The organism is Billgrantia montanilacus, assembly GCF_003336675.1.
GTDB lineage: Bacteria > Pseudomonadota > Gammaproteobacteria > Pseudomonadales > Halomonadaceae > Halomonas > Halomonas montanilacus.
The window spans coordinates 207,621-219,961 of the sequence record NZ_QPII01000005.1 but is presented as its reverse complement, the minus strand read 5'-3'; the positions used below and the strand labels follow the sequence as shown (position 1 = coordinate 219,961).

Annotated in this window: 10 protein-coding genes and 6 tRNA genes; 5 read left to right on the top strand and 11 right to left on the bottom strand. The window is 62.9% G+C overall.

All coding sequences use genetic code 11. The features are described 5' to 3' along the window. Positions 1-46: 46 nt before the first annotated feature. From queF to DU505_RS09525, 9 genes are all read right to left on the bottom strand, one after another. Positions 47-883 carry an NADPH-dependent 7-cyano-7-deazaguanine reductase QueF gene (queF, locus tag DU505_RS09565; RefSeq protein ID WP_114478754.1) on the bottom strand — a complete coding sequence of 279 codons (837 nt, stop codon included), beginning with the start codon at positions 881-883 and terminating at the stop codon, positions 47-49. Then, positions 883-1,656 (bottom strand): ABC transporter permease, encoded by a 774-nt coding sequence (locus DU505_RS09560; protein ID WP_114478753.1) that lies wholly within the window; start codon positions 1,654-1,656, stop codon positions 883-885. Before DU505_RS09560 ends, queF begins: the two co-directional genes overlap by 1 nt. Beyond that, entirely contained in the window at positions 1,653-2,615 is a 963-nt protein-coding gene (locus tag DU505_RS09555) for an ABC transporter ATP-binding protein (protein WP_114478752.1), read from the bottom strand. The genes DU505_RS09560 and DU505_RS09555 overlap by 4 nt, the downstream gene beginning before the upstream one ends. Before the next feature lie 153 nt (positions 2,616-2,768). Beyond that, positions 2,769-2,843: transfer RNA gene (locus DU505_RS09550), tRNA-Gly, on the bottom strand. A gap of 31 nt (positions 2,844-2,874) precedes the next feature. After that, a tRNA-Glu gene (locus tag DU505_RS09545) sits at positions 2,875-2,950 on the bottom strand. Between the two features lie 5 nt (positions 2,951-2,955). Continuing rightward, positions 2,956-3,030: transfer RNA gene (locus DU505_RS09540), tRNA-Gly, on the bottom strand. Between the two features lie 42 nt (positions 3,031-3,072). Then, positions 3,073-3,148, bottom strand: a tRNA-Glu gene (locus tag DU505_RS09535). A 102-nt stretch (positions 3,149-3,250) separates the two neighbouring features. Next, positions 3,251-3,325: transfer RNA gene (locus tag DU505_RS09530), tRNA-Gly, on the bottom strand. Between the two features lie 24 nt (positions 3,326-3,349). Next, positions 3,350-3,425, bottom strand: a tRNA-Glu gene (locus tag DU505_RS09525). Between the two features lie 186 nt (positions 3,426-3,611). Between DU505_RS09525 and msrB the strand changes: the two genes are divergently transcribed. The 4 genes from msrB to htpX all read left to right on the top strand — a co-directional run bounded on the left by msrB (position 3,612) and on the right by htpX (position 7,595). Continuing rightward, positions 3,612-4,013, top strand: coding sequence for a peptide-methionine (R)-S-oxide reductase MsrB (msrB, locus tag DU505_RS09520; protein WP_114478751.1), 402 nt, complete (start codon positions 3,612-3,614; stop codon positions 4,011-4,013). 241 nt (positions 4,014-4,254) lie between these two features. Next, the gene (ylqF, locus tag DU505_RS09515) at positions 4,255-5,250 is read left to right on the top strand and encodes a ribosome biogenesis GTPase YlqF (RefSeq protein WP_114478750.1); all 996 of its coding nucleotides are present in this window, start codon (positions 4,255-4,257) and stop codon (positions 5,248-5,250) included. A gap of 68 nt (positions 5,251-5,318) precedes the next feature. Beyond that, positions 5,319-6,551: a pyridoxal phosphate-dependent aminotransferase gene (locus tag DU505_RS09510; protein WP_114478749.1), complete on the top strand. Its 1,233-nt coding sequence runs from the start codon at positions 5,319-5,321 to the stop codon at positions 6,549-6,551. A gap of 144 nt (positions 6,552-6,695) precedes the next feature. Further along, a complete protein-coding gene (gene htpX, locus DU505_RS09505) occupies positions 6,696-7,595 on the top strand; it encodes a protease HtpX (protein WP_114478748.1) in 900 nt (299 codons plus the stop codon). A gap of 110 nt (positions 7,596-7,705) precedes the next feature. Here htpX and pdxB read toward each other — a convergent pair whose 3' ends face one another. Then, complete coding sequence (pdxB, locus tag DU505_RS09500; protein ID WP_114478747.1) at positions 7,706-8,872, bottom strand: 4-phosphoerythronate dehydrogenase PdxB; 1,167 nt, start codon at positions 8,870-8,872, stop codon at positions 7,706-7,708. Between the two features lie 110 nt (positions 8,873-8,982). Between pdxB and DU505_RS09495 the strand changes: the two genes are divergently transcribed. Beyond that, positions 8,983-9,264, top strand: coding sequence for a hypothetical protein (locus tag DU505_RS09495; protein ID WP_114478746.1), 282 nt, complete (start codon positions 8,983-8,985; stop codon positions 9,262-9,264). A 44-nt stretch (positions 9,265-9,308) separates the two neighbouring features. Here the strand turns inward: DU505_RS09495 and DU505_RS09490 are convergent, their stop codons facing one another. Next, positions 9,309-12,308 (bottom strand): EAL domain-containing protein, encoded by a 3,000-nt coding sequence (locus DU505_RS09490; RefSeq protein WP_114478745.1) that lies wholly within the window; start codon positions 12,306-12,308, stop codon positions 9,309-9,311. Between the last annotated feature and the right edge of the window lie 33 nt (positions 12,309-12,341).

Below are 12,341 nucleotides of genomic sequence, written 5' to 3'. Positions count from 1 at the left end.
GCCCCGTTGGTTGACGATTAGAATCCTGAGCACTTTACCCAAGCCGCTATTGTCGTGCCAGCCGCAGCGGCTCGGGCGGCCTCTCGCCGGGGGTGGCGCGCCAGGGAGAGATATCCAGCCCGCCGCGACGCACGTAGCGCGCCAGCACCAGCAGCCGCTCGGGGCGCGCCCGGGCCATCAGGTCGGTAAAGATGTGCTCGACGCAGTGTTCGTGGAAATCCTGGTGCTGGCGGTAGCCGATCAGGTAGCGCAGCAGGCCTTCACGGTCGAGCTTCGGTCCACGATAGCGGATCAGCACACTGCCCCAGTCAGGTTGGCCGGTCACCGGGCAGTTGGACTTGAGCAAATGCGAGTATAGCGTCTCCTCGACGACCTCCTCTGCCACCTGCAGGTGCTCGGCACTGGGCGTGTAATCGGCTATCTCGATATCCAGCTCGTCGAGGCACTCGCCCGGCAGGCGCTGTACGGCAAGGGCGTCGTCGTCGACACCGAACAGTTCGACGGAAACCGGGGCGCCCGCGGCGGCGGAAAGGTCAGCGACCAGGGTGTCGATCACCCGTTCGCGATTGTCGAAGCGGGTCTGATTGAAGCCGTTGAGGTAGAGCTTCCAGGACTTGGACTCGATCAGGTTCGGCGAGTCTGCCGGCAGGCGGAAGCGCGCCACGGCGACGATCGGTTTACCGCGCCCGTTGAGCCAGCTCACCTCGAAGGCATGCCACTCGTCCTCGCCGACGAAGGGCAGGCTGCCCTCCTCGATGCCCAGCGGCGCACGGTTGGCGACGCGTGCGATGGGATAGAGCAGCCCGGCGTCGTAGTGCTCCGGGTAGGCGGATTCACGCCCCAAGGGGGCATGCTCGAGAGTGTCGGGACGATGATGTGTCATCAGCTGCGAATTCCTTTGCCACTTTCCAGCATCCACAGGGCGATGCCGAACAGCACCACGATGAAGGTGACGATAGCGGCCAGCGCCCAGCCCACCGGGATGTCGGAGACACCCAGGAAGCCATAGCGGAACACGTTGACCATATACAGAATCGGGTTGAGCATCGATACCCCCTGCCAGAAGGTCGGCAGCAGCGAGATCGAGTAGAAGACCCCGCCCAGGTAGGTCAGCGGTGTCAGGATAAAGGTCGGCACGATCGAGATGTCGTCGAACTTCTTGCCCAGCAGCGCATTGATGAAGCCGCCGATGGAGAAAAGCGCGGCGGTCAGCACCACCACCCCGACAGTCAGGATCGGGTGTGCCACGCTGATGCGGGTGAAGAAGAGCGACACGATGGTGACGATCAGCCCCACCCCCAGCCCGCGCGCCATGCCGCCGAACACGAAGCCGGCCAGGATCACCCAGTTGGGCATGGGCGAGACCATCATCTCCTCGATGGAGCGCTGGAACTTGTTCGAGAAGAAGCTCGATGCCACGTTGGAGTAGCTGTTGGTGATCACCGCCATCATGATCAGCCCGGGGACGATGAAGTCCATGTAGCTGAAGCCATCCATCTCGCCAATGCGCGACCCGATCAGGTTGCCGAAGATGATGAAGTACATGGTCATGGTGATCGAGGGAGGCAACAGCGTCTGCGGCCAGATCCTCGTGAAGCGCTTGATCTCCTTGTGCACCAGGGTCCACAGGGCGATGGCGGTCTGGGACGGATTCATGAACGTGCCCCCACGCGCTCGGCTTCGGCCTTTTCCTCGTTGCCCTGCTCGACCATGGTAACGAACATCTCCTCGAGCCGGTTGGCACGGTTGCGCATTGAGACCACCTGAATGCCTCGCTCACTCAACGCGGTGAAGATATCGTTCAGCCGCTGGCCACGATGGACCGCGACAGCCAGCTGGGCGGCATCCACCTGGCGCACCTCGAAGCCATCGATATCCGGTGCCTCGTCCACCGGGTGGGCCAGGTCGAGCAGGAAGGTCTCGGTATCGAGTTCGGCGAGCAGCCCACGCACACTGGTGTTGCGGATGATTTCACCGTGATTGATGATCGCCACGTTACGGCAGAGGCTCTCCGCTTCCTCGAGATAGTGGGTGGTCAGGATGATTGTCGTGCCCTCTTCGCGATTGATGCGACGCAGGTACTCCCACATGCTGCGACGCAGTTCGATGTCGACGCCGGCGGTGGGCTCATCGAGAATGAGCAGCTTGGGCCGATGCATCAACGCACGGGCGATCATCAGTCGGCGCTTCATGCCACCGGAGAGCATGCGGGCGTTGCCGTTACGCTTGTCCCAAAGCCCCAGATCCCGGAGCAGCCGCTCGGCCCTGGGCAGAGCCTCGCGACGCGACATACCGAAGTAGCCCGCCTGTGCCAGCACGATGTCGGTTACCTGCTCGAACTGGTTGAAGTTGAACTCCTGCGGCACCACGCCCATGTGGTACTTGGCCTTCGCGAAGTCTCGGTCGATGTCGATACCGAAGACAGACACCTTGCCGGCGCTTTTCTGCACCAGCGAACAGACGATGCCTAGGGTCGTGGACTTGCCGGCGCCGTTGGGGCCCAGCATGGCAAAGAAATCGCCCTGCTCGACGTCGAGATCGATGCCCTTCAGGGCGTGAAAGCCGTTGCCATAGACCTTGGTCAGGCCACGGATCGACAGCGCCGGTTCGGCCATGAGACATCCTTGCGTTGGGATAGCTTGTGTTGAGACAGAAAGCGAGTTCAAGACATTAGGGCGCGAAGCATTTTTTCAAGTCGCGACCGGGAAAAACGCAGAAGCCCTCGCCCATGAGCAAGGTGATCAAATTATTGGGGGGGACAAAGAAACTGGAGCGGGAAAGGAGATTCGAACTCCCGACCCTCGCCTTGGCAAGGCGATGCTCTACCACTGAGCTATTCCCGCTTATTGAACCGCCTGGATAGATCAGACTGACTGGCGTCCCATAGGGGGTTCGAACCCCTGTTCCCGCCGTGAAAGGGCGGTGTCCTAGGCCACTAGACGAATGGGACTGATCTGGAGCGGGAAAGGAGATTCGAACTCCCGACCCTCGCCTTGGCAAGGCGATGCTCTACCACTGAGCTATTCCCGCTTGTCTGACAGTCTATGCTATCGGTAACGCATACTGGAAGAGTGGCGTCCCATAGGGGGTTCGAACCCCTGTTCCCGCCGTGAAAGGGCGGTGTCCTGGACCACTAGACGAATGGGACGCAATGACTTCCAAAAAACTGGAGCGGGAAAGGAGATTCGACCGGGCTGGCGCACCAGCTCACGACCCTCACCTTGACCTGCTCACCTGCCGAAGCAGGATTTGGAGCGGGAAAGGAGATTCGAACTCCCGACCCTCGCCTTGGCAAGGCGATGCTCTACCACTGAGCTATTCCCGCACACCGGCACCTGAAGAAAACGAGTGGCGTCCCATAGGGGGTTCGAACCCCTGTTCCCGCCGTGAAAGGGCGGTGTCCTGGACCACTAGACGAATGGGACGCAGCCGTCTCGCTTCAACGAGGTGGCGCGAATCTTACTCAAGCACCTCGGGGCTGTCAACCGTCGACCTTGAACGCCCCGGGGATGGAAACCGCAGGCCCATCCGTTGTCTCATGGGAGACATGCTGGCCAGACCCGAAATGGATGGCATGATGGAATGCACCGCACCCCAGGAGGAGAGATGCCATGCGCAGAAAGATCGAGAAAAGCAAAGCCGAATGGCGTGCACAGCTCAGCCCGGAGCAGTACCGCGTGACCCGGGAGAAAGGCACGGAGCCACCCTTTTCCGGCGACCATCAGGTCAGCGATGAGCACGGCATCTACCACTGTGTCTGTTGTAACGCACCGCTGTTCGAGAATGAACACAAGTTCGACGCCGGCTGCGGCTGGCCAAGCTTTGACCGGCCGCTGGGCAAGGCTGCCATCGAGGAGAAGCCGGACGACGCCCATGGCATGCAACGCACCGAGGTGGTCTGCTCTCACTGCGACGCCCACCTGGGCCATGTCTTCCCCGATGGCCCGCCGCAGTCCACCGGGCTGCGCTACTGCATCAACTCCGTGGCGATCAGCTTCCACCCGGGAGAGTAAGTCTAGGAGCCTGTCGGATTTGACCGATCGTCACGAGAGATTTGGATTTCGAGACAAGTTTATCGATCTGATGAGGCGAATAGCCCGCTATTTAACGAATCAGATCGAATGAAATTGGCCGAAAGACCGGATCTCGCAGTAGATCAGCGTTAAGTCCGACAGGCTCCTTAGCCTGCACTGCCGGGGCCGCCCTTCTGCTATGATGGGCGGCCTTTTTCTATCGGTTTGCGGGAGTGGTGCAATGCTCGGCTGGTATCCGGGACACATGAACAAGGCGCGCCGCCAGATCCAGGAGGCGCTGCCGGAGATCGACGTGGCGATCGAGGTCCTCGACGCCCGCCTGCCCTACTCCAGCGCCAACCCCATGCTGGCCAGCCTCACCCGGCACACGCCGGTGCTGAAGATCCTGTCGCGGGCCGATCTTGCCGACCCGGAGCGCACCCGCGAATGGGTCGCCTACTTCGATGCCCAACCCGACACCCGCGCCCTGGCCGTGACCACGACCAATGCCCGGGAGCTCAAGCGCATTCCCAAGCTGTGCCATGAGCTGGCCGGCCACATTCGCGCCGACCGCGACGTTCGGGTCATGGTCATGGGCATCCCCAACGTGGGTAAATCGACCCTGATCAATGGCCTGGCCGGGCGCAGCATCGCCAAGACCGGCAACGAGCCTGCCGTGACCAAGCGCCAGCAGAAGGTGCGTATCACCGGCCAGGTGGCGCTGATCGACACGCCGGGGGTGCTATGGCCGAAGATCGAGGACCAGGCCAGCGCCTATCGGCTGGCCGCGACTGGCGCCATTCGCGACACCGCCATCGACTATTTCGATGTCGCCGTGGTCACCGCCGCCGAACTGGCCAGGCGCTACCCCGAGGCGCTCAGGAACCGCTACAAGCTCGTCGAACTGCCGGGCTACGCCCCCAATCCCGATGCCGATCGGGTCGAGGCCGACGGACCTCAGCGGGTCGACCTGCTGGCCCTGGCCGGTTTCGACGGCCACGCCATCCTGCGTGACATCGCCAGCCGCCGCGGCGGCCTGCGTGCCGGCGGCGAGGTCGACTTGCATCGCGGTGCCGAGGTGCTGCTCCACGAGCTGCGCGATGGCAAGCTGGGACGGCTGACCCTGGAGACGCCGGCCGACATCCCGCCGCCTCCCGCCCCGGAAGCAGAAGCAGAGACGGGGACAGAAGCACTCCCTCGGGATAACGATAGCGGCGACGACAGCGAGCCCGCATAATCAACAGCGCTGCCCGACGGCCAAACTGATCGGGCAGCCACTGGACACCACTGGAATTCGGACACCTCATGGACACGCCCTCCCTTTTCAGGAAATCGCACAAGCTCGACAACGTCTGCTACGACATCCGCGGCCCGGTGCTCGAGCATGCCAAGCGGCTGGAAGACGAAGGCCAGCGCATCCTCAAGCTCAACATCGGTAACCCGGCGCCGTTCGGCTTCGAGGCACCGGAGGAGATCCTCCAGGATGTGATGCGCAACCTGCCCACGGCCCAGGGCTACTGCGATTCCAAGGGGCTCTACTCGGCACGCAAGGCGATCATGCAGGAGTGCCAGCGCAAGGAGATTCCCGGTGTCGGCATCGAGGATATCTTCATCGGCAATGGCGTGTCCGAGCTGATCGTGATGGCGCTTCAAGCGCTGCTCAACGACGGTGACGAGGTGCTGATCCCGGCTCCCGACTACCCGTTATGGACCGCTGCGGCCCATCTCTCCGGCGGCCGTGCCGTGCACTACCGCTGCGACGAACAGGCCGACTGGGCACCGGACGTCGACGACGTGCGGGCCAAGGTGACCAGCCACACCCGGGCCATCGTGATCATCAACCCCAACAACCCCACCGGCGCCGTCTACCCACCGGCGGTGGTCCGCGAACTGCTCCAGGTCGCCCGCGAGCACGACCTGGTGGTGTTTTCCGACGAGATCTACGACAAGATCCTCTACGACGACACCGAGCATGTGGCAACCGGCGCTCTGGCCGACGAGGACCAGCTCGTGGTGACCATGAACGGCCTGTCGAAGAGCTACCGCTGCGCCGGCTTCCGTTCCGGCTGGATGACCCTCTCCGGCAGCGTGGCCATGCAGCGTGCCCGGGACTACATCCAGGGCATCAACATGCTGGCTTCCATGCGCCTGTGTGCCAACGTACCGGCACAGCACGCCATCCAGACGGCATTGGGCGGCTATCAGTCGATCAACGACCTGATCCTGCCCGGCGGGCGCCTGCTGGCCCAGCGCGACATCACCTATGAAAAGCTGAACGCCATCCCGGGCGTGTCCTGCACCAAGGCCAAGGGCGCGCTCTACGCCTTTCCACGGCTCGACCCCAAGGTCTATCCCATCCAGGACGACCAGAAGCTGGTGCTGGACCTGCTGCTGCAGGAGAAGATCCTGCTGGTACAGGGCACCGCCTTCAACTGGCCGGAGCCGGACCATGTGCGCATCGTCACACTGCCCTGGGCCGATCAGCTGGGCGATGCCCTGGATCGCTTCGAGCGCTTCCTGTCGCGCTATCGGCAGTAATCGTTGTCTGGCGGCATTATAAAGAACCTGAATTTCTGGCCAGCCTTGAAACCCAAGGTAAGTGGCCGTATCTAAACATCAGTCTTTTTCAGCCGCAGGCAGCGCGGCCTACCTTTCCTGGATAACGACCGGAGTTTCCGAACGATGATGAGAATACTGCTCTTCCTGGGCACCAACCTGGCGGTCATCGTTGTCGCCAGCATCACGTTGCGCCTGCTCGGGGTAGAAGGCTACCTGCGCGGCCAGGGCATCAACTTCAACGCCCTGCTGATCTTCTGCTTCATCTTCGGCATGGCCGGCTCGATGATCTCGCTGTTCATCTCCAAGTGGATGGCCAAGCGCTCGACCGGCACGGTGGTGATCGAGACACCGAGCAATGCCACCGAGAAGTGGCTGCTCGATACCGTGGCCGAACTGTCTCGGGATGCCGGCATCAAGACGCCGGAGGTGGGCATCTTCCCAGCCCAGCAGTCGAACGCCTTCGCCACGGGCTGGAACAAGAACGACGCGCTGGTCGCGGTTTCCGCCGGCCTGCTCAACCGCATGCGCCCGGAAGAGGTGCGCGCGGTGCTGGCCCATGAGATCGGCCACGTAGCCAACGGCGACATGGTCACCCTGGCGCTGATTCAGGGGGTGGTAAACACCTTCGTGATGTTCTTCGCCCGGGTGGTCGCGCACCTGGTCGACGGCTTCCTGAAGAGCCGCAGCGACGGCGCGGGGCTTGGTTTCATGGGCTACTTCGCGGTGGTGATCGTCGCCGAGATCGTCTTCGGCATCATCGCCTCGGCCATCGTTGCCTGGTTCTCGCGCTTTCGCGAATACCGCGCCGATGCCGCCGGCGCGCAACTCGCCGGCTCCGGGGCCATGATCAATGCCCTGGCTCGACTCAAGGCCGAAACCCAGATGCCCGATCAGATGCCGGACACCTTGCGCGCCATGGCTATCACCAAGGGCCAGACCAAGTCGCTGATGGAGCGACTGTTCGCAAGCCACCCCCCGCTGGACGATCGCATTCGGGCGCTGAAGGAAGCGGCCTACCGCTAATCGGCATCTCTCCCGACCGATGCCTCCATCTCAAGCAAGAAAGCCCGCCATGGCGGGCTTTCTGCGTTTTATCAAACCACGTTGTCAAACGACGTCATCAACCCACGTTATCAACCCACGCGACAGCCCATGCCCTCGAGCAGCGGGGCCAGTTCCCGGGCTCCTCCGCGAAGCTCGACCTCAAGGGTGGAGAGTTCACGCCGTAGTGGATAATCGGCCCGGCAGGCATCGAAGCCGACAGCCATGCCGCGCCGGCGCGATTCGCGATACAGCGCATCGTGGTCGCGGCGCACGTCGTAGACCGTACGCAGGCAGCGCCTCAGCGCGTCTTCGGGCTCCAGGCCACCGTCGAGCACCAGTCTGGGCAGCGGTGGCGCAGGAAGCAGTGAATCCAGTGTCACCCGCGCCGGCAGCCCCAGATGGCGGGAGAGCGCCGCGTAGACCTGATGGGTGCCACGCAGCTTGCCATCGAGACTGTGGCCGGCAATATGCGGCGTCGCAAGGTTGGCCAGGTCACGCAGTGCGGCATCGATCGCCGGTTCCGATTCCCAGACGTCCAGCACCGCACTGATATCACCCGGCCCGGCCAGGCGCTGGCGCAGTGCCAGTCCATCGACGCAGTCGCCACGCCCGGCATTGAGCAGTACCGTACCCGACTCGATGCGCGCTATTCGCTGGGCATCGAGTAGATGATGGGTGGCATGGGGACCCTCGCGCACCAGCGGCGTGTGCAGGCACAGCACGTCGCACTCGTCGATCAGGGTATCGAGGTCGACAAAACGCGGCACGACCGCCTCGGTGCCTTCCGCCTCGGCCCGGGGCGGGTCGCAGGCCAGGCACTCGATATCCATGGCCGCCAGACGCCTGCGCAGCCGCTCGCCCACGTTGCCGACCCCGACGATACCCACGCGGCGCTCGGCCAGCTGCCAGCCCTGGCGCTCGGCCAGGGTCAGCAGGCTGCCCAGTACGTAGTCCACTACCGCTTCGGCATTGCAGCCCGGCGCGCTGGCGAAGCCGACCCCGTGACGGGCCAGGGCCCGCATGTCCACATGGTCGGTGCCGATGGTACAGGTGCCGACGAAGCGCAGCGGTGATCCACCGCTCATACCCGCATCCACTGCCGCCTCATCGATGCGGGTGATGGAGCGCACCACCACGACATCGGCATCGCGCAGCGCCGCGGCGTCGATCTCGCGCCCCGGCAAGCGAATCAACTCGCCCAGTTCGCCGAAACAGGCGTCGGCGGCGGGTATGTTGGCATCGACCACAATTCTCACGAGTCCTCTCCTTGATACCAGGGCTTGTCCAGTCTGCGCGAACCCTTACAATACCGCCACCTGACATTGGCACGCCGCGACGCGGCGGCGCCCGACTTGCTGGAGCCTTCGTGATCATCCGCTGGGAAAGTGACCATGACTATGTGCTGGTGCATATCCATCAGGACATGTTCGGCGACTGGATCTTCAGCCGCGCCTGGGGGCAGATCGGCACCCAGTTCGGTGGATTGAAGCATATGCTCGCCGACGATCATGCCCAGGCCATGATGTGGCTGGGTGACGAGACCACCATCCAGGCCTCGCGCGGCCTGCTCAAGGTGCTCGAAGTGGACGACCATAGCCCCGAGGGCCGCGAGGCCGTCAGCCAGCTATCGCTGCTGGACTCGCTATAGCGCTTCGTGAAGGCAGGGCTTGTCAGGCGCCAGGGCCTCGTGAATCACAGATCCTGGCGAACGGCTTCGCTGGCATCGATCCAGTACTGCAGCAACCCCAGCAACTCCTCGCTCACTCCCTCCATCTCCCGGGCGCGTTCCTTTACTTGATCGTTGTCCTGATGCTCCTTGAGCTCCAGCGCTTCCTCGGCTAGCCGATCATAGGCGGAGTAGAGGGCGGCGATTCGTGCCGTGTGTTCGCCCCCTCTGACCGGCGACTCATCGAACGCGGACAACCACTGCTTAAGGCGGCTTTTCCTGCTACTTATCGCCGGCGGGGCCGCGCGCTCACCCTTCAGGTAGTGCAACAGCCCGGCAGCACAGGCGCGATGATCGACCATGGCATAAATGGCCTGCAGCTCTTCCGGATGGGCACGCTGACGATGGCGCCAGGCTGGATCGGGACCCCACGACTCGAGCCAGCCCGGAATCACCTTCGCGGGCATGGGCCGGGCAATGGCATAGCCCTGGCCCAGCTGATAGCCCATCGCCAGCAGCATGCGCCCGTGCAGCAGCGTCTCCACGCCTTCGGCAATGATGCCCCGGCGGAACGCAACGGCCAGCCCAAGCACGCCCTCGAGAATCGTCAGATCCTCGGGATCATCGAGCATGTCGCGTACGAAACTGCGGTCGATCTTCAGCACGCTGGCGGGGAAATGTCGTAAATACGTCAGCGAGGAATAACCGGTGCCGAAGTCATCCAATGCGAATTCGACGCCAAACGTTCGACATGCCTTCATTACGCTTGCCACATGGGCAATATCTTCCAACGCATTCGTTTCGAGCACCTCCAGTTCGAGATCGCCGGGCCTCAGTCTGGGGTGACGCTCGACTTCGGCGCGCAGGCGTTCAACGAAGTCGCTCTGCTGGAGGTGAATGGCGTCGATATTGACGCTGACCGGCAGCCTGATGCCCGCGTCGGCCCAAGCATCGAACTGACCCAGCGCCTCGCCCAGCACCCATTCGCCCAGGTCGATGGCAAGGGGGTGCTGCTGGATAGCCGGCAGGAAGGAGGCCGGAGCCAGGAGCCCGCGCTCCGGATGCTGCCAGCGAATCAGCGCTTCGACACCGACGACCTCGCCGGTGGACATGTTGACCTTGGGTTGGTAGTAGAGCACGAACTCGTCATCGGCCAGAGCCTGGCGCATGCGCTCGATGCTTTCATGATGTCCACGCACCGCGCGATCGTGTTCAGCATCGAAGATGTGGAAGCGATTCTTGCCCGCCTGCTTGGCCTGATACATGGCCTGGTCCGCCTGGCGGATCAGCTGCTCGGGCTCGATTTCGTCTTCGGGAGCAAAATGAACCACGCCGATGCTGCCTGAAACGTACAGCAAGGTCTCTTCCATATCGATTGGCTCCGCGATGCGGCGCAACAGCCGAGCGATAAGGGCGGTCACGGTAGCCACATCGCTCTGCTCCGGCAATACGATGATGAACTCGTCCCCCCCCAGGCGGGCCACCGTATCGGCCTCACGGAGGGCCGACGTCAGCCGTTCGGCAATGGTCACCAGTACCCGGTCGCCGACATCGTGACCGAGCCGATCGTTGATCTCCTTGAAGCCATCCAGGTCGATGTAGGCAAGCGACACCTTGCCTCCGCTGCGCCGCGCCGCCAGCATGGCCTGCCGCAGCCTGTCGGCCAGCAGGATTCGGTTCGGCAGCCCCGTCAGGCTGTCGAAGAACGCCATGCTCTGAAGCTGGCGCTCATGCTCCTTCTGTCGGCTGATATCGGTGAACACGGCCACGAAGTGAGAAACCTGGCCCTGCTTGTCGCAGACCTTCGAAATGGTGAGCAGCTCAGGATAGTCTTCACCGCTCTTGCGCCGGTTCCAGAGCTCGCCTTCCCAGGCACCCTTCTCCAGCAGCTCCTGCCACAGCGCCCGATAGAAACTCACTTCCTGATGGCCCGACTGCAGGAGGCGCGGGTTCTTGCCCACGACCTCATCGCGGCGGTAACCGGTGATACGCGTGAAGGCCTCGTTGACTTCGATGATATCGCCCATGGCATCGGTAATGACGATGCCCTCCCGCGCATGCCGAAACACACTGGCGGCCAGCTCCAGCTCCGCCGTCTTGCGCGATACCAGCTGGCGAAGCCTGACGTTCCAGGCCACGACCATGGCAACCAGCAGTGCCAGGCCCACCGCGTAAGGCCAGTACGCCTGCCAGGCAAAGGCCCTCCCCGGCAGCTCGGCTCCCACCCACTTCTCGTGCAACCGTTCGAGCGTGTCACCGGCGCGGGCATGCTCGACTCCCTTGTCCAGGATCGATTGCAGCAGATGGTTCCCTTCTGCCACCGCCATGGCGTTCAGCCCGACATACAGCGGTTCACCCACCCGCTTCATGAGTTCGTGAAGATCGTTGCTGTAGAGGTAATAGAGCACGATCTGCTCATCGCCGACCATGGCATCGGCGCTGCCCTCTATCACGGCCTGTGCCGCACTGGCGAAGTCGGCGGTCTCGATCAGCTCGAGCTCGAGATCCAGCGTGGCGAGAAACTCCTTGGCATAGTCGCTGCGCTGCGTCGCCACGCGCTTACCATCAAGGTCCGACACCAGAGCGATGTCGGGACGCTGTGTGGCGACGAAGATGGAAGCAGGAACCTCGAAAACGGTCTGGGTGAAGTCGAACTGCCGGTCTCGGGCCTGGCTGTAGAAAAAGCTGGTGAGGATGTGGGCTTCCCCACTCAGTACGCGCTGCTGCGCCTGCTGAAACACAGTGTCGGTGAATTCGGCATGAAAGCCGGCTTCGGTAGCGATCCACTGGGCCAGCTCCACCATCATGCCGTGACGCTGCTGGTTGGCATCGATGAATTCGAAGGGGGGGTAGCGGGTCTGGCTGACGAAAACGATGGGTTCGTTCTGCTCCAGGAATAGACGCTCTTCTTCGGTCAGCAGTATCCCGCCGGATTCCGCCGCGCCCTGCACCGTGTCCGCAAGCGCCAGTAGCAAAGTACAGCCCAGAGCGATGTACTGCCACCGCCTTCGTTGCGGTGCATCCATTTTCACCCCCCTGAGCTTTCGAATCCATGCTGC